The sequence below is a fragment of the Microbulbifer maximicatervae (SeqCode) genome, from assembly GCF_052467065.1.
Genome location: NZ_CP174299.1, coordinates 2972152 through 2995900 on the forward strand (window position 1 = coordinate 2972152; position 23749 = coordinate 2995900).

A 23749-nucleotide genomic window follows, 5' to 3' on the forward strand; every position below is an offset into this window, starting at 1 on the left:
AATTTCTATAGCTGTAATTTGATAAAGTCAACGCTGGTCCCGATCGGTAGCATTACTGATACCTATGGCTTCCTTGGTTGTTGACTAATATAGTAGCTATTTCTTCCAGCTCTTTATCAAAATACTCTGCATTCCTTTCTCCCGCTTTTTTTAACTTCTTCAGGTTTTCTGGTGTCGCATTGTCCATAGATGAGTCAGCAGCGTAAAGCTTTGGTTGTATCCGGTAGTAATTTGAATTCTCTACGGTAGAAGAAATTTGCTTCATATAGTAATGAACCATTTGCGCGCTTCCATTTACGGCGATATCAATGGCGGGCCTTGCCCAATTGAGTATCCCCCAATCTTTAACCTCCTTGTATTTGTATCCTGAAAGTTGCCTGCCAGTACCCAGAGATACAATAACCATATCCTTCATCCCAGAGACCCCGCTGAATTTGATGGCTTCGGAGTAGGCGCATAAAGCAGGATCACTGGCTACCATGCCGCCATCAATTAAGACATATTTATTGTTGGATGGAGGTAGTGAAAAGATGCGTGCTGGCTCAAAATAGGTTGGTACCGCGGTGCTTCCCAGTAGAAGGTCTTTAACCAGAAAGTCTTCATTCTTTACTATGGCACAATGTTGCCTAAAAATGACTTGTTCCCGCTTTTTGATATCATAGGAAACAAAGCAGCAGGGCTTTAATAGATTACTAAGTTTCATTTTCCCAAAGAATTGCGATAAAACCCTGTCCAACTCCATGGAACAGTACTTTTCCTCCTTCAATAACTTTAACTTTTCTAGAAAAGGCCATGAGCCTGAGCCAAATACCTTCTCGCCTTCCTTAAGGTAGAGGCTGACAGCATCCTGGGCAGAAAATTTTGGTTTTCCTTGCTTGTTAGGGCAGATGTAGGCGGCACCTAATATTGCACCGGTACTTGTTCCGGCCACCAGGTCGAAGTACTCGCCTATCCTGGCGTCAGGATTGCCTGATTTCACCTTTAGCTTGTGCTCAAGGGACACCAGTATCTGGCCAGGCAAGATTCCCCGGATTCCTCCACCATCGATAGAAAGGATTCTGATAGCCATTGCCGATGCCCTCTGGCTCCGTAGATTGTACGCGACCCTAGAAACATAGCATTTGGTAACAGGGGTAATACTTCATATACCCTGAATACCAATAAAAAAGCATATAATATCAATAAGTTAGGCGCACCTATCACCATGCTGAGTTTATTAATACGGTTAAGGTAAAGAAACTAATATAAGGATTGATAGGCATGGGAATTAGCGGGTCTCTGAGCTGACGCCTAAAGCTCAACGGCTAGAGTCTCGTGGAGTTAGTCGGAACATAAAAGTAGATTCTTACGCAACGCCGATTACTGTGCACCGGTGCAGCCGTTTGAAGTCTCTATGGTATATTTGGCGACTCTTACGCTATTTTTATAAGTGATGCTTGCAATACAAACCGTATCACCTGGGTGTAGGTTCATATCGCTGCCCACATCAATCACCTTGCGATTCTTCAGCTCTACTTGATATTGGTATTTTGGTATGTGAGCGGCATTGGAGCGACCAATATAAAATTTTGATTTGATTGTACCATTTTGCTTTACAACCTTCTCGGTGTTACTGGCCAGGTTAATAACATGAAGTAACACCAGTAATAGAAGGAGAATTATTAGGCTAAATCCTTTCCACTCCCTAAAGTAAAATAATAGAATCTTGAGTGTTCTCATTGAGTATATATAAAAATAAATTATTCCTTAATTTCAGAGTCAAGTATATTTAGGAGAAAATTTGCAGTTTTACTAAAGTCCCTTTCCACATCGGGAGCAACACTTAGTCCATTCCAGCGCTGAACGGTCCTTTTTTGGCCTCCATAGGCAGCCTCAATATAAACGGTCTCCCCATCGAACCCCAAAGGGCATTTATTAGGTTCGGAGGAATCTATTTTCGTTGATAATTTTGGAGGCTTGGCACAGTACAAATCAATTAATCTATCATAACTTTCTAATTCAAAGAGGTTGAGATCCTTAAATTGGGAAACCATGTCCATGTACTGAGATAACGATAGAGGATATTTACCATTTACATCTAGTGTCCCGTCATGGCGTTGGTAAACCGTTGTTATCTTGGCTTGTCCGAATGATGGAGCAAAAACAATACGAAATCCTGCAACATACTCAGGACTTAGGCCGCATAGTAGCTGAGCATTGAATTTTTTGAGCTGATTTTTATAGCGATCTGAGTCTCCGTCGCTAGTACAATTTATACCTCCTGCAAAAACTGCTGCGGGGATAAATGTAATCAAGAGTACCAATATACGCATAAAATCTCTAAACGGTACCATTTAGCTTTTCTAGTTTTTGACTATGGGGATTGTGAGGGAATCTTATAGATCACATACTGACGCCCACGATAGTCGATACCTTCTGAAAGGTAAAGCCATCTTGATACGGCGACTTTAACGGGGGTATCCCATGCTTTATCAGATGAACCTTCGATCTTTATTTCCCCAGGAACAAGACCTCCACCTTCAGACGTCGGTTTCTCTACCAGTCTAAAGGACACGACTACGCATACGGGTAAGTTCCTGTTAGTGCCTATCGGACGCAGTGGTGCGACCTTTATTACTGGGTTGGCTTTAGATTCAGGAATGTTGAGATTTAATTTAGGGCAATTATTTACATCCCCTCTTGCTATAGAAGCCATAGAGAATAGGGTCAAAATTATAACTAATGAGTTCTTCATTTGTTGACGCCTTGAGCCTTACTAAGGTGTTATTAGATAGTATAAAAGCCAATAATAGACTTGTCTGTTGACTAATAGCATAGGTATTTGTTCTAAAATCACATAAGTGACTAGATGGTTATTTTGAGCGAAATTTCTTTAAGGCCACTGAACACCAGTTAGTAGCCTTGGCTGTTATTACAGCAATAACCTATCTTCAATTGGAGTGAATTTGCTCGCCGCATTAATTAATGCTCCAGCCGTCAATTCCGGAACACCATATACTTCAACTTTCTTGCCTCTATCTAACCTGAGCTTGTGGGCAAGAATGTCAAAGTCGCCATCTCCTGACACTAAAATCACTGTATCTACCGAGCTTGAATATTCCATAGCATCAATAGTTATGCCCACATCCCAGTCGCCCTTGGCTGAGCCGTCGGATCTTTGGGTGAAGGGCTTTAATTTCACTTCGAAACCAATCGACCTTAAGATGTTTTGAAATTCATACTGTTTTCTATCACCACGGTCGATGGCGTAAGCTATGGCTTTAACAACTTTTTTACCCCCTGTCACCTCCCGCCAAAACTTGTTGTAATCAAAGTTTCGTTTATAGATTTGTCGACATGTGTAATAAACATTTTGCACATCAACAAATATGGCAACCTTTTCCATTTGGGAATCCAGTTATTATAAAATTCTGAAATTGACAGTGAAGTTATGATCTGCCTGCACCAGGGTGGATGCATTAAGCCACTAGTTTTACATACTTAAGCGATGATTGTCAGCCAAATTTAGCGGTGAGGAACATCTCGGCAGCAAAGCCAATTTATCAGTATCTGATGAGTTGTATCGAGATATATAGTGTTGAGCAGTGGCCTTATGAAGTAGCATGTCTCGCTTATATGCACATGCTATCCCCAGATGGCCACTTTACAGTGGGTATCCTACCGTGAACGCCTTCTTTGCGGGATTCTGTGTGGATAATCAGAAAGGGAATTTTCTAGAGAAATGGATACTAAGTAGCGGATTGTTGTTCCAGCCAGTTTAAAATCACTTGATTGGTTTCTTCCGGTCTTTCCTGTTGAATCCAATGGCCGCAATTAAGGTTCACCTCATCTACATTGGGAACGAAATCTTTGATATCTGGAGACCTAGGTATCAAATCATGATCGCCGTAAATCATGAGGGTCGGCTTTTGGATAACTGGGTCTACATCTGCCAAGATATGCCAATTGCGATCCAGGTTTCTATACCAATTTATGCTACTTGTAAAACCCGTTTTTTCAAATGCGGAAAAGAATACAGCCAGTTCACTATCATTCAGCAAGGGGGCACCAAGCGGTGATACTGCTCTCGCGAGATTGATCATTACCATACCAGGCTCCGGCGGGGTAGGAGGTACGTCTTTGCGGAGCAAATTACGAAGGAACTGGGAAGCGTTCTTGTCCAACACTGCGTCCGCAACACCTGGCTGCCTGTTGAAGTGCACAAAATAATAATCGCTCCCAAGGAATTCCTCCATAAACTCGATCCAAGGTTTTTCTGTTCGGGCTTGATAGGGCAGTGCGAGGTTTATAATTTTATTTACGCGGTTTGGGTGTAATAGCGCTATTCCCCAAACGACCATTGCACCCCAATCATGACCGATGAAGGTGGCATCTTGGTATCCGTAGTGATCCAGAAGTGCAGCTAGATCGTCGGTTAATTGTTCGATGTCATAGCTGGTTACTTCCGTTGGGCAGGATGAGTTGCCATAGCCTCGCTGATTGGGAACGATAACGTGGTAGCCCGCTGCGGCGAGAGCGGGTATTTGGTGGCGCCAGGAAAAGGCATGTTCCGGCCATCCGTGACAAAGCACAACGGGGTTTCCTGTGTTCTGTTGGCCCGCTTCAAAGACCTCCAGCTCTATGCCATTCACTGAGATAAGAGTAGGTGTGGGGAAATCGGGTATTCTAGACAATTTACTTCCTCTTTTTTGGGGAGGCCTTGAGAGCTGCTGTTTACCAGCAGGCTCCGCTTTCTATCCTTAAGGGTTGTTCCAACTTCAACATCCCTTTGCTGGATCGTGAGTGCATAGGCTAGAATCTAATGGTGCCAAAAACTGTCACCATTTATTAATATCTGTGTAAAATGAATGTACGTCTCCGACAAGACGCCATAGTGCGAAGCCTTCGCCGAAAGGGCAATTTGACGATTGCCGATTTAGCCGCTGAAGTTGGCGCATCCAGGCGCACAGTGCTGCGTGATATCTGCTCGTTGCGGGATGAGGGCTTTGTTATCCGTTCTGAACCTGGCCCTGGGGGCGGCCTGCAACTTGATCCGCAATCGGTTCAAACGACAGCTCGGCTCTCGGTCGCTGAGATTTTTGCGCTGCTTATTAGCGTTGCATCCGTGCGTGCAGCAGGGAGTTTGCCCTTTTCGGATCTTGCGGATGCCGGGCTGGCAAAAATAGAGAAGGCTTTACCCGTTGATAAGGTGCGTGACTTACGCAGGTTTATGGATTGCCTGTACATCGGTAAGCTTTCACCGGAGGTAGACGTATCTAATGTGGGAGAGATGTCGCCCTTACTACTGCCTACATTTGAAACGGCTTTCCTTCAGCGACTATACCTGAGCTTCCAATATCGTGATGCGAAAGGAGCAGTAACTAGCCGGGTTGTTGAACCGCAAGCTATGTTGATCTTACCACCCTTATGGTATCTGGTAGCTTGGGACCCTGCTCGCAATGATTTTCGTCATTTTCGAATGGATCGGATTAGTCAACCGGAATACCTTCAGGACAAGAAATTTCGAAGACGACATATAGTCTTCGAAGATGGCGTATCTCCAATTCGTGATAGTCCCAAAGTTTCAAGATGATTGGGTTCTTGACGGCAAGTATGATCGCTCTAGCGAAAGGCCAATAATTGGTGGCAGTGTAACCCCTTAGCTTACTCGACTCTGCCCCCAATAATTGGTCCAGGTTTTCCGCTCACAGATTTTACTTGCCTATCTTCTGTTCCCTCTGGATACGGTTATAAATTTCTTCGCGGTGAACTGCTAAAGATTTGGGGGCTTTTATTCCTACTTGTACTTGATTGCCTTTAACGTTCAATACAGTGATTGAGACATTAGCCCCAATTCTGAGGTTTTGGCCAATTCGGCGAGTCAAAATCAACATATGTTATTCCCTAATGATACTCAAACCATGGATAGCCTTTCCGCAATGGGAAAGCTTAGAAAGAAAGTTGAAGAGTGAATGCGGGGTGGGGCACGGGAACGGTAGGCATAAAAGTAGAAAAGACGGACACAACGCTGCCAGAACCTGAGTAATTGCCTCAAGTTACTGAATGTGCTCCACTTTATTGAAGACGAGCGGGTTTCTAGCGTATCATCCATACAGCCATCTTGATAGTGAGTGTATCAATTTGGTTAGCTGGCCCCTGGTGTTGGTAGCACCTTGGGTCAGCGACTTTTACTTACTTTTATGTCACGCTACCGTTCTCCTTTGAGGGAATAGGCAATTTATAAAGTTCTTCAGTATTTTGAATTCGACTTTTTCACAAATAACACTGCTTAGCAGCGAACAAAATATCGAGAAATATTCACTTACCTTACGCAGTTTTGTTACTGAAAACAATCTGAATAAATTCCAATAAGATCATTTCGGCGCCTATATTTTCGGCTGTATTTGCGGTTTTAAAATATGTTAACTGCTATTAGAGTTTAATATTGTTGGGCCATAGTTGGTCGAGATTGAATTAATCAAAATACCTTGAATCACTGGTATAAATCGTAAACTTCTATTTTAATTTCTGTAAACAAGTAGGTGCTTTATTTCAAGAGTGGTTTTTAATTTTCTGTTTTATTTGTGGGGCTCTAATCGCAGTAATTATGATCGCGAATTAAGATTTAAGAAATGGCATAAATTGAAGTAATCTCACTCTTCGTTAGGTTACAGTGCGGCAGGGTGTGGAGTAGGTGCTTCAGCTGTTGAGTTAAAAGTTGTAATCTAGACAGTATTGAAACTTATCAATATTTAAAATATAGACGGTATGAGTACACAAGATATAGAAAGCCGGCTTCTGGGCATCAAACAACAACTTAAACGGCTGAGTGGTTTGGATAAGGATTGTTCTCTCTTTGGTGCAGAGCGCTGGAACTATAACTTCCGTCGGTTTTCGGAGGAAGAAGTTAACGGTATCGAGAAGAAATACAACATTTCTTTACCGCAGGAGTTTCGGGCCTTTCTTCTTGAGATTGGTTTTGGGGCTGGGCATTCTTATGGTGCTAACGTAGAAGGTCTTCCGCACTACTACCAGGATGACGAAGATGAATATCCGATGTCAGAAGGCACCATTGATATTGCAGAAATAGGCTGTGGTATTGAATTTATGTTAGTTATTAACGGTGCTCATAGGGGAGAAGTATGGGTTACTCAGAGTTACCGTGAGCCACAGCCTTGGTCTAGTAGCTATCTTAACTGGTATGAAGACTGGCTGGCTAAAAGCCTAGAGAGCTTAGAGGTACCGCAAAACCCTCCTAAAGGCTGACTACCCAAGTATTCCCCAAATACTCCTGGTAGCTAGCAGGATACACATTGTTCTACGACAACCCCTCTGCTTCTCCCTTGCATTGAGTTGAGCGGTGTAGCCTATGTACTACTCACCGGTGTTCCCTCACCTTAAGCCTTGTTAATCATTTTTTAATCAAAAAATAGATCACTGATCATTTCTTATACAGTCTATGGCTTGTCCCAGCACTTATACGACTGGGTTGCCAATACACAGGAAGTGTATATCTGCGGCTATGGCGTAAACGGTGATTACCCTCGTACCAAACTCCTTGATAACACTGGTAATTTCGCGTGCAGAAGGGCGATATGGGCGGAGTGGGCTCTGGACTGGCGGCAATAGTGACTTGACAGTTCCTGAACCTCTTACCGTATACTGTATGCATGTACAGTATATTGAGTGGAGGTAGCAATGGGAGCCAGAAGTATCACTATTGACGGGGAGCCGATCCGGATCTGCCGTTACCGATCGGGTTATAACAACCGGCCAATGTACGCTATCTGTATCCTTAACTATACAAAATACGTACGCAGCTTTTCGGTATCAGTAGAGATGAATCTACGCGAGGAGTTAGAGCTGACCCTGGCGCAAATGCGAGGAGTTGAGCGAAGTATAAATTGGATGGAAGTATCAGCTTAGGAGTGTAAGGGCTTAAGCTGTTTTTATGGATAAGGAGAAAATTATGGGAAGAAAAATCAATCGGTTCGCAATTTTTGCAGAGCGGGTTCATTTAATGAATGGTGGTGCAAAAAGCTTTAGGGATTCTGCACCCACAGAGGAATCCGCAAAGGAACTGGCAGAAGAAATTGCTAAATCTGAAAAAGCGCTGTTTTATTCCTGGTTACAAATTCTCGATATAATGACCGGAAGTTATACAGAATACTCAATCAAGAGGGGTGGGGTATTGGAAGAAAGGGAGTGTCCCGAGTAATAGGAGCCTGGTAACTAAGGTAGACTTAATGAAGGAAGACAGAGGGTAGAAAAAGTAAGTAATAGTTACATGTATAGCGTGAGTAATTTAAAGTTCATGTTAAGGCAGGTTGTGGTTTGATAATCTACCGAGTGACCAGAGCTATTTACAGGGGTAAAGTTGAATGGCTCTGGCTACGGCACAGTTAGAAAAACTCCAATCTGAAATTGATTAAAATCAATTTCTGAAAAATATCATTAAAATAAAGCCCCTTTGTACATAATCAGGCTCAGTAGTGGTAGAGTCTAGTTCTAACAGAAATAGAACGCTGGCGGTCAGTACCTAACTTATCCATCTACTCAATTTACGAATGAACCGATGGTTATTAGCAACTAACTGGATGGTAAGCACACATAGTTAACTTCACTCTCGACTTTCTTAGCCCAGGAAGTTTCAATCCATTAGTTTTCTTAAGCAGAAAAGGCATGACAGCGATAAAGTTGTGCCGTTGGCAGTATTTATAGGGAGCCTCAAAATGGCAAATCGTTCTTATCTTTATAGCCTTAGTAATCAACCTAAATCCTATTCAGACCGCCCCGAGACTATCTCAGGCTTATCTGAATGGCCATATAGTATTCCCTTCACCTACCGTGTACTAATGTCCGGGAATCCCAATCTGTGCGCGTCATTGGTCTCGGATGGCTTTGAGGACGATTCACCTGATGATAAAACTCAACTTTATGCTATTAGTAGTGACTTTGAGGCAGGATTTGAGCGGTTAAAGAAATTTGTTGAAGTTCTGCGAGTTATTAGCAAAGAAATTACGGATCTGCCGGATTCAATGCTAAATGAAACGTTAGAATTCCTTCAAGAGCATAAGGATAGGCATCTACTGCTTGAGACTATCGAGCTCGACTGTATGGATGACTCTGAAGAGTCAGTCCTGCGTGGCTACGTTGAATCTGAAATTATCGCTTGCCGTGAAGCTGGAGCAGCTATTGATGCACTTCCTGAAGACCCAAAGGTATCGGCTGATATTGTAAAGAGAGCAGCAGAAAACAATTCAGAATCTGCTTTAAGTCCATTTTATGGGCTCCAGTTCAATGATAAATTTGACAACGTTGAGAGTGAGCCTCCGGTGGGTTTGTATTGGAGTGATATCCTTTATTACGATTTAGAGAGCAAAAAGGAATTTGAAGAGTCTCTTGAATAATTGAATTAAAGTTTTTTAGTTTTTAAGTTGGTATTGAGCTAACCTGAAAGGTCATTGCATGTGTATTTATGTGTCTTATCAGCTTGGTATAGCATTACTATCGATAGTGAATGGGAGCATGCAGCCTGGGTTATATGTGTAATGTTGCAAGGCCGTAATTTTAGTGGTGTTTCGGGAAGTTAATATGACTAATAAAATATATTTATATTTTTGATTTAACTCACTGGTGGTAACACTCATATTTTTTGGGGGTCTGTACTCCTACTGTAGAGTTAATGGAAAATGTAATGGCTATATAAAATAGCCTTCTAGGAAGACTTGAGGGCTATACATAATAGTTGTTAGCCCTCAAATTAATTAACTTTTTATGTGTGCAGTATTTGGGATCAAATTTTATCAGCTTTCAAGATGAGTATTGCTTGAAGTTGCCAGTTTTTCGTGATACCAAAACAGTCCATTATCCAGATGATTTAGAGTGAATATATAGGGGGGCACCAATTGGATAACTATTAGATAGGGGTCTGGGTTTTATACGATTTTCAATAAAATCATCAATTTCTCGTAAATTTTCTTTTTTAATGACTGTGTCTTTATTCCCCACCTTACTCCATTCATACATTACGTGTTTTGCATGTTCAACCTCTTGATTTGTAATAGATAGTATTGGCCTGTCGCAAATGATTGAATCTTTGTTGAGATTTGTTTCAACTTTTTTCTTGTTTGCTGCGTCCTTTTCGGATAGATTTAAATTAAGTGTATTGATAATGTTAGTTGAAAACTTTAAAAAAGATGTTATCGGTATTCGTTTTTCGAGCTCATAAGAACAGTTGACTTCACTGGCTGAGCGTGTAACTACAAATCGAAAGCTAATAAAAAATTTATGGCCAATTGGGGTAAAGAGATTTATTGTCAAGGGAGTATTGATTAGTGGTTGGCTTTCAAAATAAAGCCAATCATTATTCCCTTGTTTAACCCATTGGCAATTTAGTGGGCCTAAATGGCTAGACCATTTTTCCTGTGTCAGATCAAAAAGGTCGTCTTTTTTTGCGCTATGAAGATCTTGTAAAGTAGAAAAATTAAATCTTCGGTAAGCTGATTGGGCCAAAATTGTTTTATTAAACAAGCTCTCATTGATTGGAAGATCTTCAATATAGTTTATATCTATTAAACAATTAATATGGCCGCAATACCCCTGAATAATCGGTAAACCCCTAAAGGCCCAGCGATTGGAGTAAATTCTTTTAGTACGTATATCCTGGCACTCTTGAGTCTCACCAGATAATCTGCTTGATGAAAGAACTTTAAATTCTTCTAAATCTTCAAGCTTTAACTCATCTGGCTCTGCTTCCCATTTGTCATTGGAGGAAAATGGATCATCAGGGGGTGGAGCAAAAAAGGAAAGTTCGCTTCCAGAGATATTCTTTATTACCTTCCTGAATTTATTTAGATTTGGTCCCTTAGGATTTTTTTCAGTGCCAAGCATCATATTGATATCTATATTCTATTTTGAGAAGGTTTTGTTAGCCAAGTTTTTTACAGGGTCGAGAGGACCTGAATGATAGCCTTCATTAAGGCTTGGCACACTAGAAATAGCTACTCCTGCAACAGCTGACATGAGTGCTTTTGCAAAAGGCACAGTAAGGCCAAATTCTGCAGCGAGTTTAACTGCCCCGCCAACAGCCCCGTAAAACTTTGAACCCTCATATATTGTAGAGATAACTTTTCCCGGCCTTTGTTCACGTGGTGTATGCTTGAATAACTCATTAATGGAGATGGCAAGATTTGCTGCACCTAAACTCTTGCCCCCAACTAGCTGACCAATTCCTAATGTAGAATTATACCACTTACTTTCTTTGGTGTTCATACCTATTTTCCGACGAGCCACATCGGCCGCATATTGGCTAGAAGTATGATCACTTAGGAATATTTTCTGTTTTCCTGCCAGATCTACCTGGCTTTGGGCTAGTAGTTTCATGGCTTGAGTAAGAATTTTTGAACCGCCACGATGACTAGTTAATTCAACTTCATAATCTCTGTCGTGTGCTTCTTTCATATGTTTGGCTAAAATTCTTGCAGCTTTCATATCTTCTTTCGTAATCGTATTGCTGCCTAGATTTTTGACACAGTTCCATCCACTTTTGATTGCACCTCCTTGAGGTGTATAAAATAAAAAGTATCCAGTTTCTTGAAGCTTTTCTTCTTGTAGTTTATTTCCTCGTGTTATATGTGAGGGGAGCATTTTTGCTGCATGATTTATGTCTTTACAATATCCATTAATTCCAATTTTAATCGGTGATGATGAGGTGCCAGACATCTTTGTATTCCCTTTCAAAGAAAAAGTCGGGTTTTCTGAAGTTCCCCACTCATTATTCTCTGAATTAAAACTTGCTTCCCAGAGTGCCGGTTTTGTAACATTTTGAGAGGTCTGTTGTGATATTTTTATATCAACAATTACTACATCTGTCTGAGGCCCTCCATAGTAGTTGATTAATTCATATTCAATTTCAAACCCTGAGGCTACGATGCATCTACGTGTGGAGCTGCCATTTTTTAGGAAAGAATTAACAGGCACGGCACCGGAGCGTAAACTGTTTACAGTATTGGTAATTGCTAATGCATGATAACCTTCGTTGCTAGGTACCGTGCTAAGTTGTTTATATCCTTCCAATAAACTATGTAGTTGATTGTTGGCCATTATTGAGCGGCCACTATTTGCCTGCCCGAATGGTTTTAGCCCCATATTTTTTGCGGACTCGATAACGTTGTTCATTGGCTAATCCTTGTCAAGGTAATAACGAATTGTATTAAGTGGCACTCTAATGTGTGTCTAATTTACCTAAAAGATACAGTAAATGTAATCTTGACGAAATTTTCATTAGTAGAATATTTTCCAATATGTGTTTCTTTTTCTAAGAAATGAAAAAATGATCTCGAATCTCGGTGCGAGTAAAAATCGTGCCAGAGTGGAATTTCAATTATTCGTATTTGTTGATTAATTTGTACCAACTAATCAGCTACCAGTTGTAATTGTCTGTAATTTGCGTGTTTGTGATTTGTGATGGTGGTCACATCCCCTTACATTCTATTCGCTATCTAGAAGGAGATGGATGTAGCGAGCTACTGCATGTAAAACTATCATTTGTTAAAGAAATTGCTTTATATCGGCTAAATAGATCTTAATAGCTAATGGAATGAATAAGTCATTGAGCTTACTTTGACAGCTAGCTTTTCTATCTAAGATGACTTTGAGGATGGAATGAGTAGGTTTCCATTACATTAGGGGGGATGAAATTAAAAGCGGTGAATTATATAGGGGCTCAGCTAAGCTGCGTGAAAAACAGAGGAGTCTTCTTGAAGATATTGTAGACCAAACCGTAGGCTTTGAAATTATTTCACCTGCAGAGGTGGACTTGCTAATAGGTTAATATAGCTCTTTTTCTATATAAAACACAATAAGGCGATGGTTTCCTATTGCAGTATATGTAACAATCTCAACTAAGAAAGTTGACATCAGATTGAAAATCTAGGTTTGATTATGTTTGCATTTTTTCTGGGCTTTATATTTATAGCGCATAAGGATGCTTTTTAGAAATGCTGGAGAAGTAATGGCAATAGTGGTCGATATTTAGATTTTCTTTCTAAGAAAGGTCTGTGACTTACTCTTGCTGATCATCATTAATTGAGTCAATAATTCGCCAGTTAAATAGAGAAAAGCATCTCTTTCTCTCAAGTATTACTCAACTCTAGTGACTATAGAGCTATCCTAGTATGATTTCGCATAGTTAAAATTATCATGTATTTTAAGCTTTATTTTAAATAGACTGCATCTTATTTGTATCTAGTACAGCTTTGGAGGAAAACTCTTTATATAAAGGGGCTATCCAGTTGTCTACGGTATTGGTGTGATGGGTAATAAACCCATGATAAAGCCACTCAACTCAATTAAGAACTTTCAGGCGACTTTAGCAAAGATCGACAATTTCCTTTTTTTGTGAATTTGCTCCAAGATTTTTTTTGGTTGACAAAGAATTCCCTCAGAATGCTATTTTTTTCACATTTGTTAAGTACCTAGCAACGTGAACGCTACCTTATTTACTCTAAATACGTGAACTATATATGATCAGGTGCAAGATCTGCCTGCATGGGTTTTTGTAGGCTAAAAGCAGTATTCATTGAGGTAATAATTATGTTTACACGGAGGAAGTCTTACAGCTTTCTACTGGTTATAGCTTTTATGGGCTACTTTGTTTCTCCTCCTGCGTGGTCTCATGTACGCTGGTTTGTACAAAACGATGGTAATACAGTTGAGTTTGAGTGGAATTGGATATATGCGTTAGTTCTTTTGGGGGGCTTTTTATACTGTATGGTGAATAGATCCTTACAGTCGCTTGAAGCAGTAGCTGTTTACAGAGTATCTAATAAATTTCCCAACCTCTGGTCCGACATTGGCCGCCAAAAAATTTGGCATATCACGCCTGCCTTGATTGGGTTGACCTTTGTTTTTAATTATTTTTCGGGTGTATTACTGGCCCCAAACCTGGAATTCTCTGCCACGCAAAGTCTTGTTAATGAGTTTCAGCTGGTAATTGGTATTGTGTTAATTTTAGATGTCAGCCTAAGAAGCTCCGGGTATCTAATCTTCGCGCTTTTGCTCTCAATAATGGCTACTTACCCATTCTCAATCTGGATTGATTACGGCTTTGAATTTTTAGGGCTTTCACTAGCATTTATATTGTATCAAAAGCCAGATCTTGGATTGCTTGCTTTACGTTGTGGGCTAGGCCTTCAGCTAATGACTCTGGCAGTTCACAATAAGTGGCTCAATCCTCACTTGGGTCTTGAATTTCTGCAGCATTATCATTGGAACTTCATGTCTAACCTGGGGTGGCACTCCTTCTCCGATTTGACCTTCGTTTTTTCTGCTGGAATGGCTGAGTTTTGCTTTGGTTTGGTTATCTTGCTGGGGTGGTCAACACGGTTGGCAACTCTTACGGTATTAAGTTTTTTCATTTTGACCGCATCTATTCTCGGTATCCATGAGTTGATAGGGCATTTGCCAATACTTGGGGCTGGAATTCTACTGGTTGTATTTGGTGGAGGTTCTAGATTAAAAGATCTTAGAAGGGATGGGTTTATCTCAATTAGATCCCTAAGTGCCCACTAGGGATACGAATTAAATAACATATGGGCCTGAAAAGTTGGGTGTCCGTAGATTTGATAGGGAGCTTTAGTGTGATTTGAGCACTAGCGCCCCCCAAATCTCTGGTAGCTACCTATTTGTAGTCATTGACTAGCTGCCCATCAGATGATTCCTTGAATTGAGGGTGATCGTCATCGATTTCGTAAAAATCACACTTTTCGCCGGTGAAAATATGCCCCATAGTTTTCAACCCGGTTGGGCCATCCAGTGATCCTGCAATAATTCCAGTTGCATCGAGATTAAATGGTTCCCAGAATAGGCTTGAACCACATTGCTGGCAGAAGCCTCTGCGGGCTACTTCTGATGTTTTATACCACGCCAGCCCGTCATCTTTTGTTATTTTAATGTTGACCTTGCGAGCTTTGGTATGCGGGCCGAAACTTCCATGTAGTTTTTGACACATACTACAATGACAGTTAACTACGTTGCGTAGTGGCCCTTTAACTTCGTACCGCACAGCTCCACACAAGCAGCCACCGGAAGTGATTTTATTCTTGCTATTCATATATTGAGTCTGTAGATGCAAATCTTTATTTAAAATAAGGATCTAAATTAAGTATGCCTTTTACCATCTATAAGATTATTTGTTTAAGTTGTAAATGCTAGTCTAATTAAGTGATGTAAACATAAATATCGATAGCTTGGCTAGTTATTTATCCGCTCTTTGTCGATATAAATTATGAGGCGGTAGTGGCTTCTCACTTTATCGCCTGCCATTTTTCATACTGTTACCGTTGTACTATGCAGGCAATGGCGGATAAATCATTTATTTGCACGGTGCTGTCACACAGGGTAGTAATCCCAGCGCTCGACCGTGAAAATTTAATTTGGCAGCAATGCGACTCTGTGCGGAAAAAGGTGGACGCCAGTGCAGAATGGAGCCGGGAAACTCACGGTGATATACGGGAGAACTAATTACGCAGAATTACAAAGGCTACAGAAGTCAAAGCGAGCTGCGATAGAGAATACCGACAAGTGCGGGAACATTCCGTGGAAGAGGTGGCCGGCGTAAAAATAATTGAAGCCCTTGGAGCTTTACGTTTCTTATCTGCTGGTGGCCTGAACTTATCCGCGCTTGATAATCTAAATATTACAACAGCCAGTGATATTAATATTTCAGCGGGCCGAGATTTAAAAGAACAGATCGGAAATATTCGCGAATCAGTGGCCAAGGTTCGCCAAACCATCAAGGTGAAAGACGGCGGCAAGGTTTGGTTGGGAAATGATACAGATAATGTGCTTGGGCTTCTAAGTGATTTGATGGGAATCGTTATTGCTATGGCTGATGACCTAGCAAACCATAAGCACGAAGGTGTTTCTACAGGGGCTGGCAAAAGTGGAAAGCCCGAGAGTGCAGATACTTATTCATCTGCCAGCACAGAGACCAGTGAAATAAAAGGTAAACTAGAAAGTATCAAGCAATAGCAGGGTTAAATCCATGCTTGATAATCTTTTTATCTATTTCTATTTCATCCTCAATGAAGTTTAAAGCGTTTTTGGATTTTAGGATTATATGGTCTTTTGAATCCACCCTAAGACCTGTAGTTGCTAACACCAATCTATATTCACCTTCCCATTCTAGGTGCTTACTCTTTTGTAGGTAAGGGTCGGTGCTTCTAATTTCTGAATGAGAAAACCCATTATTATAAAATGGTTTTGCGAGTAAGTATTCTTGCTTATCGGGAATTTTTAGCCTTGCCGCATCAGCAAGTTCTATGAAAAAATCTTTAGCGCGTATTTTTAGGCAGAGGTCATAATTACAACCATTTCTGTGGTACCACTTTTCGTGGTCCTTTATTGAATAATTGAGCGCAGTACTAAAAACGTAAGCATTGACAGTTCTGTCAACTATTAAAGCACCCTTATTCGATATTAGCTGACTATCAATGTCTCTTCCTCCAATGATTGTTGTGCAATTTCCTTCGTTATAATCTCCATATTCTGCCCCTTTTTCTTCGTAAGCTTGTTTATATTCAGCTAGGGTTCCCAGCCTGAATGAGCCATTTTTTATATGTTCTCTATATGTAGTGGTAGTGCAGTATTTGTAGACATACTCAGGGCATTCATCCTTTTGTAATAACATAACCATTCTGATTTTACTCTTGTTCTATAGCTGGAGGCTACCTTGACTTAGATGTCAAATAACTCTTTTTACTTAAGGGGGTGAGGCTAGATCCAGTCAAGTTCATCTATCCCTACTTCTTTTTGCCCTGTAGCAAACCTTACAAACAAGGTGTGTCGATATCCCAATTGGTCACGGAAAGCTTCTAGTTTTGATTTGTCTTTGAAGCTTGTTTCTTTGTTTGTGGATTTTTTAACTTCTATTGCTAAAAGATTATCGGTTGTCATTCGCCTGTGAATAATAATGTCAGGTACAACCTTGTATGGCTTTACCGGCTTCCCTGGAGATATTGCGTACATCAATTTTTTAATTTTATCTCCCTCCCGATCATATTCGCAATCTACATCCCAGCCTGGGAAATGTGGGCCTAATTTTACTGCTAGTTGGTGGGATAAGGATTGTTCACTGATGTTATTCTGAAGAGCATCATGCTGTTCCTGTATGAATTGGTCTATCAGATCTTTAATATTTATATTTTCTATTTTCATAAGGTTGCAATGGTTAGTGTTTTTCTATGGGAGATAGAGAGTTTTGCCTGAAAGTGGTAGGTTACTCCCAGTTAGAACTTGTTACCTGGATATTGGAGCCGGTCATGCTTAAATAATCTCCCTTTGGTGGCGTCTTCGGAGTGACCAGATGTACATCCAGTGCCACAACTCCCTGGCGTGTTTCACTGTTCCATTCGGTGATCGAGAACTTTGCCCAAGTATTGTGATTGATTGACCGCACAAAGTGCTTACCAGTCCAATGGCACGAAACATCAAAATATTCTACAGGGGGCGATGATCGTTTTTTGGATTCCACAGTGAGTCCAGACTGAATCTCGGAGGTGGGCAATGTAATATCGCAAACGTTATTGTCATCTTTTCCTATGTAAAAGCTTACCAGTTTCCCGTGGTTTACATCATCGAACTCTGATATATGCGCCACTCTCAAATTATTTGGGTCGGCCTTTAGCGTACTAAAATCATTATTCTTTGCCTCTATTCGTGCTTTACTTTGCTTCACATCCTCCGCACATCCAACAAGTGTTACAGTACACAGCCCAACCACGGCAAACCCTCTAAAAATCCGCATAACTTAACTTCCTTTTTACTGGTCCGGTTATTTTTTTGCACATGCAAGATTAGCGCAACTCATTCCTCCCTCGCTATTTTAACCACTTAAGCTTCTAGTATTGAATAGAGGTCAAGCTTAATTGGTGCAAGGGTGTTTTGGGTAGCTTGAGAGTTAACCTTTCATATGTGGTCATTTTTTATGAAGGGTTCTACGTTGGGAATAAATAGGATCTTTCTTCTTTTAACTTTTTTTCCTGTTTTCTCGCGGTTTCAATGTCGTCACAAGCTAAGACCTTGTACTCAATATTCAATAGTTGCTCCAGTACATATTCACGTTTTTTAGCGTTTTTCCTGGTGCCGCAGCCAAAGGGTTTGGGGAGAAGGCTGGACATTCGGAAAGCGCAGTTTTTACCCGAGCCGAACAGGATAAGCTCATCTGTTTTTTTATTTCGCAATTCATAAACACCTGGCCCGAAAGGAGCGATGAGAAGGTCATTCTTACGTGGGTCAGGAAAAGGTTTCCAGCCTGTCCATTCGTTCATTGTGGCCACCTCTGTTGCTAGTGCCAAGTAGCACTTCTTTGATGATGGGGGTTGTTACAGAATTAAATCCATTTAATTTCAGCCACTCCTATTTTTTTTGCCGGATAAGTATCGACCAAATCCTATCATCTCAAAAAGAAGCTTTAAAATCTGTAACACATTGAAATCACAAGCCTGCCACATTTCAAAATTCTTCAAACTTTCCAGGGGCGACCTAAGCCAACAATTTCCCGCCAAACACCGTGATCTGTAAGGCCCCCAGGCTACCATGATCAAAAAACATACCAATAAAATGGCCGGCGATCACTCCTCCCCACGCCTGCCGATTTTTGGCGTTCTTTTAGTTGATGAAATGAGATTGGCGGCCAGGGCCTGAACTGGTGCGGGGATTGGGTGAGAACTTGATTTCACACTTTGAAGAGTTGCGAAGAGAGGTGAAAGGATATTGCGCAGCCGGAAGGTTTGCGGGGTAGCAAAGTGTCAACGTGATTTTGCGTTGACTCTTTGTTGGCGCCTTAGCGCTCAAACCAACAAACGAGACTTTGACAAAGTTGTCTGTGCAGAAATAAAAAACCCGCGAAAGCCTACGCTATCGCGGGTTTGAGAGATGGTACCAGAGGCCGGACTCGAACCGGCACGCTTTTAAGGGCGGGGGATTTTGAATCCCCTGTGTCTACCAATTTCACCACTCTGGCACTTTCGCTGCTCGACCTTGGGGTCGGTGCGAAGAGGGCGTGATTATAGCAATGCTTTCGCTTGGGTCAACCAGTGATTTCAATAACTTAGCGCATTTTCTGTCGTCCTAGTTGAGGAGCCTCTGAGAAACTCCGTAATGCCTCTGTGGGTCTTGAGGGCTGCAGATGTTAGGCGCAGCTCGCCGCGAATGGCACAGTCCTTTGCAAGAGCTGCAACGTGGCAGCTGTAGCCCTCAAGGCCCACCCTTTGGGGCTTGCAGAGCAATTCACACTCGGCGTTGCGGCTTCTTGCAAGGTCTAGACATTCCTGCAAAGCCGCGCCTTGATTGTGAACTGCTCTGCATGCCAGAGGTATCACGGAGTTTTTCAGAGGCTCCTTAACAGCTCCTAAAATTTCCTATAACCTTCGCGACCTCTCCATAGTTTCTAGATTTCCAGGATTCCATGCAGCGTCAGGACTTTGACTTTCATCTGCCCGATGAGCTGATCGCCCGCGCGCCCACCGAGGAGCGCCGTGGCAGCCGTCTTTTGTGTCTGGATGGGCCTAGCGGGGCCATTGCACATCGGCAGTTCCCAGATATTCTCGATCAGGTCCAAGCTGGTGACCTGATAGTCTTTAACGATACCCGGGTGATTCCGGCGCGTTTGTTCGCGCAGAAGGAGACCGGCGGTAAGTTGGAAATCCTGGTGGAGCGGGTGCTCAACGAGACGGATATCTGGGCCCATGTGCGCTCCAGTAAGTCGCCTAAGCCCGGTTCCACCATCGTCCTCGAGGACGGCACCCGTATAGAGGTGACAGGCCGCAAGGATGCACTGTTTGAATTGTCCTTCCCTAAAGAAGAAGGTGTGCTGGCGATTCTGGACCGCCTCGGCCATATGCCGCTGCCTCCTTATATTGATCGTGAAGACGATGCCAGCGATCGCGAGCGCTACCAAACCGTATACGGCCGCAACGCCGGTGCTGTGGCCGCGCCGACGGCGGGGCTGCACTTTGATGATGAGATGATCGGCGCATTGCGGGATAAAGGTGCCGAGGTTGTCTTCGTTACCCTGCATGTGGGCGCTGGTACTTTCCAGCCGGTGCGGGTGGACAATATTTATGAGCACCAGATGCACAGCGAAGTGCTGGATGTCTCCCAGGATGTGGTGGATGCGGTAACTGCTTGCCGCGCTCGCAATGGCAGCGTGATTGCGGTGGGTACCACCAGCGTACGCGCGCTGGAAAGTGCGGCGCGCAGTGGCCAGTTACAGGCCACGGTGGGGGAGACAGATATCTTTATTTATCCCGGTTATGAATTCCTGGTTGTGGATAAGTTGATCACCAACTTCCATCTGCCGGAATCCACCTTATTGATGCTGGTGAGTGCCTTCGCGGGGTACCAGCACACGATGGCCGCTTATAAGGCCGCAGTTGAGGAGCGCTATCGCTTCTTTAGTTACGGCGATGCCATGTTTATTACCCGCGATCCCAATGCCAAAAAAGAAGAAGTAGCACCAGCGAAAGGAGATACCCAGTGAGCCGCGAATGTTTTATGCAGTTTGAAGTGGATACCACTGATGGCAAGGCCCGTCGTGGCCGCTTGCGTTTCCCTCGCGGTGTGGTGGAAACCCCGGCGTTTATGCCAGTGGGCACTTACGGCACCGTGAAAGGCATGTTGCCGAGGGATATCGAAGGGATCGGTGCACAGATTATTCTGGGTAACACCTTCCACCTGATGCTGCGTCCGGGTACCGAAGTGGTTAAAGCCCACGGCGACCTGCACGACTTTACTCAATGGTCCGGTCCGATCCTTACCGACTCCGGCGGTTTCCAGGTGTTTAGCCTGGGTGAGCTGCGCAAGATTACGGAAGAGGGGGTTTCCTTCCGCTCGCCTATTGATGGCAGTCCGGTATTTCTGGACCCGGAAGAGTCCATGCGCGTTCAGCGGGACCTGGGTTCCGATATCGTTATGATCTTCGATGAGTGCACCCCTTATCCGGCCACCACTGACGAAGCTCGCAAATCTATGGAGTTGTCCCTGCGTTGGGCGGAGCGCTCCAAGAAGGCTCACGGCGATAGCCCGTCGGCGCTGTTCGGTATTGTGCAGGGCGGTATGTACCCGGAGTTGCGCGATGTGTCCTTGCGCGGCCTGACCGAGATTGGTTTCGATGGCTATGCCATTGGCGGCCTGTCTGTGGGTGAGCCTAAAGATGAGATGATCAAGGTCTTGGATCACCTGGCTCACAAGATGCCGGAAGATAAGCCGCGCTACCTGATGGGCGTGGGCAAGCCGGAGGATATTGTCGAGGCGGTGCGTCGCGGTGTGGATATGTTCGACTGCGTCATGCCCACTCGCAATGCGCGCAACGGCCACCTGTTTACCTTCGAAGGCGTGGTGAAAATCCGCAACGCCAGGCACCGTCACGATACGGGTCCCTTGGAGGAAGAGTGCGATTGCTATACCTGTGAGAATTTCTCCCGCGCTTACCTGCATCACCTGGATCGCTGCGGTGAAATTCTCGGTGCGCAGCTGAATACGATTCACAATTTGCGCCACTACCAGCGCTTGATGCAAAAGCTGCGCGATGCCATTGCCGCCAATGAATTGGAGGCTTATGTCGCCGAGTTCTACCGAGGTCTGGGCCGCGAGGTTCCAGCGCTAGAGGCCTGATCAGGCGTCGCTTTTACCCTGCCTGGGGTGCTGCCCGTCTCATTGCGGCACCCCTGTAATTTGTCCGTTCCCACGATCCCCGTATAATCAGCCCCCACTTTTATTGGGGGCGGTGTACCTTGCATTCTGCGTATACTGCCCGCATATCCAGGCAAATTGCTTAGGCAGATTGCCAAGATTTACCGGCCCTCGGGGTCACACTAGAACAATGAGAACAGCATGAATCGCTACCCGATCTGGAAGTACTTTCTGATTCTCGCGGTTGTGGCCTTTGGCCTGATGTACGCCGCGCCCAATCTCTATAAGCCGGACCCTGCCGTGCAGATTTCCGGGCAATCCAGTGCACTCACCATCGGCCCCGATGTCCTGGAGAATGCACAAAAAGCCCTGGATGAAGCGGGCATTGCTCACTTCGGCGGCGAAGTTGGGGACAAGTCAGTACTGATCCGCTTGAACTCCATGGAGGAGCAGTTGCCGGCTAAAGAGGCGATTCAAAAAGCGCTTGGTACCACCAACTATGTTGTCGCCCTGAACCTGGCTTCCACCACACCCCAGTGGATGAAAGATATCGGCGCTAGCCCGATGAAGCTCGGTTTGGATCTGGCGGGTGGTGTGCACTTCCTGATGGAAGTCGACACCAACACCATCGTCAAGAACAACATGGAAAGCTACGAGCAGGAAGTGAAGAGCAAACTGCGCGAAGCCAAGGCCCGTTACCGCAATGTGGAGCTGGTGGATGATCGTGAGATTATTGCCCGCTTCCGCAACGATGAGCTGCGCAGCCGGGCGATGTCCACTCTGCGGAAGGAATTCCCGCAGCTTCAGCTGCGCGAGTCCGGCAGTGGTGAAAACCTGGAGATCCGCGCAACCCTGACCGATCAGGAAATCAAGCAGCTGGAAGATTACGCAGTAACCCAGAACCTCACCACCCTGCGCAATCGGGTGAACGAGCTGGGTGTTGCTGAGCCGATCGTACAGCGCCAGGGCCGCAACCGTATCGTTGTGGAGCTGCCCGGTGTACAGGACACCGCAGAGGCCAAGCGTATTATCGGTAAGACTGCCAACCTCGAATACCGTATGGAAGCTCGCCCGGATGAGCTGGTTTCCAACAAGGAATACTTCGAGTACCGCGATGAGCGTCAGGCGCAGATGTACGGTGGTGCCTGGTTGGAGCGCCAGATTATTATCAAGGGTGACAGCGTTACTAATGCCCGCGTCGGTTACGACGAGAGCGGTTTCCCGCAGGTAAATATCACCCTTGACGCCCGTGGCGGCGAGATGATGCACCGGGCTACCTGGAAGAATGTCGGTCGCCGTATGGGCACCCTGTTTATCGAGACTCGCTTTGAGCCGGTAACTGAGATCGACGAAAACGGTAACGAAGTTACCGTGCAGAAGCGCACTGAAGAGAAGAAGATTATTAATCTGGCCACGGTACAGAGTGCCCTTGGCAAGCAGTTCCGCACCACCGGCCTGGACAGCCCGGCTGAAGCCCAGGAACTGGCCCTGCTGCTGCGTGCCGGTGCCCTGGCAGCGCCCATGTACTTTGTGGAAGAGCGTGTGATCGGCCCATCTTTGGGTGCGGATAACATCAAGGTGGGTATTCAGTCGGTGGAGTACGGCTTGTTCGCGGTACTTATCTGTATGCTGATTTCCTATCGCGTATTTGGTTTGGCTGCGAACATTGCCCTGGCAGTAAACCTGATCCTGCTGGTGGCGGTCATGTCGCTGCTGGGCGCAACCCTCACGCTGCCCGGTATCGCCGGTATCGTATTGACCGTGGGTATGGCGGTGGATGCCAACGTGCTTATCTTCTCGCGAATACGGGAGGAGCTCAGGAATGGGATGCCTCCCCAGACAGCGATCAGCGCCGGTTTTGACAATGCTTACAGCACCATTGTGGATGCGAACATCACCACCCTGATTGTGGCGGTGATTCTGTATGCCATCGGTTCCGGCCCGGTACAGGGCTTCGCGGTAACCCTGTCTATCGGTATTCTCACCTCCATGTTCAGTGCCATCATGGGTACGCGAGCAATTGTTAACTTGTTCTACGGCGGTCGCCGTGTGCAGAAGCTCAGGATTTAAGGGA

The 23749-nt window shown here is 44.1% G+C and carries 24 protein-coding genes and 1 tRNA gene; 10 read left to right on the plus strand and 15 right to left on the minus strand.

The window, feature by feature from the left end; genetic code table 11:
• Positions 1-52: 52 nt before the first annotated feature.
• From ACJJI1_RS13115 to ACJJI1_RS13140, 6 genes are all read right to left on the minus strand, one after another.
• The gene (locus tag ACJJI1_RS13115; RefSeq protein ID WP_444956922.1) at positions 53-1003 is read right to left on the minus strand and encodes a patatin-like phospholipase family protein; all 951 of its coding nucleotides are present in this window, start codon (positions 1001-1003) and stop codon (positions 53-55) included.
• Positions 1004-1359: 356 nt separating this feature from the next.
• Entirely contained in the window at positions 1360-1719 is a 360-nt protein-coding gene (locus ACJJI1_RS13120; RefSeq protein WP_444956923.1) for a hypothetical protein, read from the minus strand.
• A 20-nt stretch (positions 1720-1739) separates the two neighbouring features.
• A complete protein-coding gene (locus ACJJI1_RS13125; protein ID WP_444894961.1) occupies positions 1740-2312 on the minus strand; it encodes a hypothetical protein in 573 nt (190 codons plus the stop codon).
• A 41-nt stretch (positions 2313-2353) separates the two neighbouring features.
• Positions 2354-2734: a hypothetical protein gene (locus ACJJI1_RS13130; RefSeq protein ID WP_444894960.1), complete on the minus strand. Its 381-nt coding sequence runs from the start codon at positions 2732-2734 to the stop codon at positions 2354-2356.
• A 177-nt stretch (positions 2735-2911) separates the two neighbouring features.
• Entirely contained in the window at positions 2912-3385 is a 474-nt protein-coding gene (locus ACJJI1_RS13135; RefSeq protein ID WP_444894959.1) for a LabA-like NYN domain-containing protein, read from the minus strand.
• A 343-nt stretch (positions 3386-3728) separates the two neighbouring features.
• Positions 3729-4673 (minus strand): alpha/beta fold hydrolase, encoded by a 945-nt coding sequence (locus tag ACJJI1_RS13140; protein ID WP_444956924.1) that lies wholly within the window; start codon positions 4671-4673, stop codon positions 3729-3731.
• A gap of 200 nt (positions 4674-4873) precedes the next feature.
• Between ACJJI1_RS13140 and ACJJI1_RS13145 the strand changes: the two genes are divergently transcribed.
• Positions 4874-5572 carry a helix-turn-helix transcriptional regulator gene (locus tag ACJJI1_RS13145; RefSeq protein WP_444956925.1) on the plus strand — a complete coding sequence of 233 codons (699 nt, stop codon included), beginning with the start codon at positions 4874-4876 and terminating at the stop codon, positions 5570-5572.
• 121 nt (positions 5573-5693) lie between these two features.
• Here the strand turns inward: ACJJI1_RS13145 and csrA are convergent, their stop codons facing one another.
• Positions 5694-5873, minus strand: a complete 180-nt coding sequence (csrA, locus tag ACJJI1_RS13150) for a carbon storage regulator CsrA (protein ID WP_299588813.1) — start codon at positions 5871-5873, stop codon at positions 5694-5696.
• A gap of 874 nt (positions 5874-6747) precedes the next feature.
• Between csrA and ACJJI1_RS13155 the strand changes: the two genes are divergently transcribed.
• From ACJJI1_RS13155 to ACJJI1_RS13170, 4 genes are all read left to right on the plus strand, one after another.
• Positions 6748-7245: an SMI1/KNR4 family protein gene (locus tag ACJJI1_RS13155; RefSeq protein WP_444956926.1), complete on the plus strand. Its 498-nt coding sequence runs from the start codon at positions 6748-6750 to the stop codon at positions 7243-7245.
• Positions 7246-7677: 432 nt separating this feature from the next.
• Positions 7678-7905 (plus strand): hypothetical protein, encoded by a 228-nt coding sequence (locus tag ACJJI1_RS13160; RefSeq protein WP_413664682.1) that lies wholly within the window; start codon positions 7678-7680, stop codon positions 7903-7905.
• 25 nt (positions 7906-7930) lie between these two features.
• Positions 7931-8197: a hypothetical protein gene (locus ACJJI1_RS13165; protein WP_444956927.1), complete on the plus strand. Its 267-nt coding sequence runs from the start codon at positions 7931-7933 to the stop codon at positions 8195-8197.
• A gap of 514 nt (positions 8198-8711) precedes the next feature.
• Positions 8712-9389 carry a DUF7822 domain-containing protein gene (locus tag ACJJI1_RS13170; protein WP_444956928.1) on the plus strand — a complete coding sequence of 226 codons (678 nt, stop codon included), beginning with the start codon at positions 8712-8714 and terminating at the stop codon, positions 9387-9389.
• A 457-nt stretch (positions 9390-9846) separates the two neighbouring features.
• Here ACJJI1_RS13170 and ACJJI1_RS13175 read toward each other — a convergent pair whose 3' ends face one another.
• A complete protein-coding gene (locus ACJJI1_RS13175) occupies positions 9847-10875 on the minus strand; it encodes a hypothetical protein (protein WP_444956929.1) in 1029 nt (342 codons plus the stop codon).
• Between the two features lie 15 nt (positions 10876-10890).
• Complete coding sequence (locus ACJJI1_RS13180) at positions 10891-12159, minus strand: hypothetical protein (RefSeq protein WP_444956930.1); 1269 nt, start codon at positions 12157-12159, stop codon at positions 10891-10893.
• Positions 12160-13623: 1464 nt separating this feature from the next.
• On the opposite strand from ACJJI1_RS13180, the gene ACJJI1_RS13185 reads away from it, so the two are divergent.
• Complete coding sequence (locus tag ACJJI1_RS13185; RefSeq protein WP_444956931.1) at positions 13624-14553, plus strand: hypothetical protein; 930 nt, start codon at positions 13624-13626, stop codon at positions 14551-14553.
• Between the two features lie 109 nt (positions 14554-14662).
• Here ACJJI1_RS13185 and ACJJI1_RS13190 read toward each other — a convergent pair whose 3' ends face one another.
• On the minus strand, positions 14663-15094 hold the full coding sequence (locus ACJJI1_RS13190; RefSeq protein WP_444956932.1) for a GFA family protein: 432 nt from the start codon (positions 15092-15094) through the stop codon (positions 14663-14665).
• 485 nt (positions 15095-15579) lie between these two features.
• Here ACJJI1_RS13190 and ACJJI1_RS13195 point away from each other — a divergent pair, with 485 nt between their 5' ends.
• Entirely contained in the window at positions 15580-16014 is a 435-nt protein-coding gene (locus ACJJI1_RS13195) for a hypothetical protein (RefSeq protein ID WP_444956933.1), read from the plus strand.
• Here ACJJI1_RS13195 and ACJJI1_RS13200 read toward each other — a convergent pair.
• From ACJJI1_RS13200 to ACJJI1_RS13220, 5 genes are all read right to left on the minus strand, one after another.
• A complete protein-coding gene (locus tag ACJJI1_RS13200) occupies positions 16004-16678 on the minus strand; it encodes a hypothetical protein (protein ID WP_444956934.1) in 675 nt (224 codons plus the stop codon). The two genes, ACJJI1_RS13195 and ACJJI1_RS13200, sit on opposite strands and share 11 nt — an antisense overlap.
• 80 nt (positions 16679-16758) lie before the next feature.
• The gene (locus tag ACJJI1_RS13205; protein ID WP_444956935.1) at positions 16759-17199 is read right to left on the minus strand and encodes a hypothetical protein; all 441 of its coding nucleotides are present in this window, start codon (positions 17197-17199) and stop codon (positions 16759-16761) included.
• A gap of 61 nt (positions 17200-17260) precedes the next feature.
• The gene (locus tag ACJJI1_RS13210; protein WP_444956936.1) at positions 17261-17788 is read right to left on the minus strand and encodes a hypothetical protein; all 528 of its coding nucleotides are present in this window, start codon (positions 17786-17788) and stop codon (positions 17261-17263) included.
• Positions 17789-17978: 190 nt separating this feature from the next.
• Complete coding sequence (locus tag ACJJI1_RS13215; protein ID WP_444956937.1) at positions 17979-18311, minus strand: hypothetical protein; 333 nt, start codon at positions 18309-18311, stop codon at positions 17979-17981.
• A gap of 608 nt (positions 18312-18919) precedes the next feature.
• Positions 18920-19006: transfer RNA gene (locus ACJJI1_RS13220), tRNA-Leu, on the minus strand.
• 444 nt (positions 19007-19450) lie between these two features.
• On the opposite strand from ACJJI1_RS13220, the gene queA reads away from it, so the two are divergent.
• From queA to secD, 3 genes are all read left to right on the plus strand, one after another.
• The gene (queA, locus tag ACJJI1_RS13225; RefSeq protein WP_444956938.1) at positions 19451-20524 is read left to right on the plus strand and encodes a tRNA preQ1(34) S-adenosylmethionine ribosyltransferase-isomerase QueA; all 1074 of its coding nucleotides are present in this window, start codon (positions 19451-19453) and stop codon (positions 20522-20524) included.
• Positions 20525-20538: 14 nt separating this feature from the next.
• Complete coding sequence (gene tgt, locus ACJJI1_RS13230; protein ID WP_444894765.1) at positions 20539-21657, plus strand: tRNA guanosine(34) transglycosylase Tgt; 1119 nt, start codon at positions 20539-20541, stop codon at positions 21655-21657.
• 219 nt (positions 21658-21876) lie between these two features.
• Positions 21877-23745: a protein translocase subunit SecD gene (gene secD / locus ACJJI1_RS13235; protein WP_444956939.1), complete on the plus strand. Its 1869-nt coding sequence runs from the start codon at positions 21877-21879 to the stop codon at positions 23743-23745.
• Positions 23746-23749: the final 4 nt, after the last annotated feature.

Excerpts from the sequence above, each read along its gene's own strand:
- ACJJI1_RS13120 (WP_444956923.1), bottom strand. The coding sequence starts at position 1,719 with ATGAGAACACTCAAGATTCTATTATTTTACTTTAGGGAGTGGAAAGGA.
- ACJJI1_RS13125 (WP_444894961.1), bottom strand. The coding sequence starts at position 2,312 with ATGCGTATATTGGTACTCTTGATTACATTTATCCCCGCAGCAGTTTTT.
- ACJJI1_RS13130 (WP_444894960.1), bottom strand. The coding sequence starts at position 2,734 with ATGAAGAACTCATTAGTTATAATTTTGACCCTATTCTCTATGGCTTCT.
- ACJJI1_RS13135 (WP_444894959.1), bottom strand. The coding sequence starts at position 3,385 with ATGGAAAAGGTTGCCATATTTGTTGATGTGCAAAATGTTTATTACACA.
- csrA (WP_299588813.1), bottom strand. The coding sequence starts at position 5,873 with ATGTTGATTTTGACTCGCCGAATTGGCCAAAACCTCAGAATTGGGGCT.
- ACJJI1_RS13155 (WP_444956926.1), top strand. The coding sequence starts at position 6,748 with ATGAGTACACAAGATATAGAAAGCCGGCTTCTGGGCATCAAACAACAA.
- ACJJI1_RS13160 (WP_413664682.1), top strand. The coding sequence starts at position 7,678 with ATGGGAGCCAGAAGTATCACTATTGACGGGGAGCCGATCCGGATCTGC.
- ACJJI1_RS13165 (WP_444956927.1), top strand. The coding sequence starts at position 7,931 with ATGGATAAGGAGAAAATTATGGGAAGAAAAATCAATCGGTTCGCAATT.
- ACJJI1_RS13170 (WP_444956928.1), top strand. The coding sequence starts at position 8,712 with ATGGCAAATCGTTCTTATCTTTATAGCCTTAGTAATCAACCTAAATCC.
- ACJJI1_RS13175 (WP_444956929.1), bottom strand. The coding sequence starts at position 10,875 with ATGATGCTTGGCACTGAAAAAAATCCTAAGGGACCAAATCTAAATAAA.
- ACJJI1_RS13180 (WP_444956930.1), bottom strand. The coding sequence starts at position 12,159 with ATGAACAACGTTATCGAGTCCGCAAAAAATATGGGGCTAAAACCATTC.
- ACJJI1_RS13185 (WP_444956931.1), top strand. The coding sequence starts at position 13,624 with ATGGGCTACTTTGTTTCTCCTCCTGCGTGGTCTCATGTACGCTGGTTT.
- ACJJI1_RS13190 (WP_444956932.1), bottom strand. The coding sequence starts at position 15,094 with ATGAATAGCAAGAATAAAATCACTTCCGGTGGCTGCTTGTGTGGAGCT.
- ACJJI1_RS13200 (WP_444956934.1), bottom strand. The coding sequence starts at position 16,678 with ATGGTTATGTTATTACAAAAGGATGAATGCCCTGAGTATGTCTACAAA.
- ACJJI1_RS13205 (WP_444956935.1), bottom strand. The coding sequence starts at position 17,199 with ATGAAAATAGAAAATATAAATATTAAAGATCTGATAGACCAATTCATA.
- ACJJI1_RS13210 (WP_444956936.1), bottom strand. The coding sequence starts at position 17,788 with ATGCGGATTTTTAGAGGGTTTGCCGTGGTTGGGCTGTGTACTGTAACA.
- ACJJI1_RS13215 (WP_444956937.1), bottom strand. The coding sequence starts at position 18,311 with ATGAACGAATGGACAGGCTGGAAACCTTTTCCTGACCCACGTAAGAAT.
- queA (WP_444956938.1), top strand. The coding sequence starts at position 19,451 with ATGCAGCGTCAGGACTTTGACTTTCATCTGCCCGATGAGCTGATCGCC.
- tgt (WP_444894765.1), top strand. The coding sequence starts at position 20,539 with ATGCAGTTTGAAGTGGATACCACTGATGGCAAGGCCCGTCGTGGCCGC.
- secD (WP_444956939.1), top strand. The coding sequence starts at position 21,877 with ATGAATCGCTACCCGATCTGGAAGTACTTTCTGATTCTCGCGGTTGTG.